General features: G+C 69.0%; 1 pseudogene. It reads left to right on the forward strand.

The features are described 5' to 3' along the window. A pseudogene (locus ADL08_RS38750) lies at positions 1-242 on the forward strand (RHS repeat-associated core domain-containing protein); the annotation flags it as partial.

Here is a 242-nt window from a genome sequence, read left to right on the forward strand (position 1 = left end):
ACTACGTCTACAACGACGCCTCCCAGCTCGTCTCCAGCAACGGCACGACCACCGGCTGGTCCTACGACAAGGCCGGCAACGAAACCGCCGCCGCACCCGCAGGCGGCACCGCCCGCACCGGCGAGACCTGGACCGACCACAGCCAGCTCAAGTCGATCACCACTGTCGGCACCACCCGGGCCCTGACCCACGCGGGTACCGACAACACCGAACGCACCGCGCTCGCCGACACCACGTTCCAC

The organism is Streptomyces sp. NRRL F-6492, assembly GCF_001280125.1.
Taxonomy (GTDB): Bacteria; Actinomycetota; Actinomycetes; order Streptomycetales; family Streptomycetaceae; genus Streptomyces.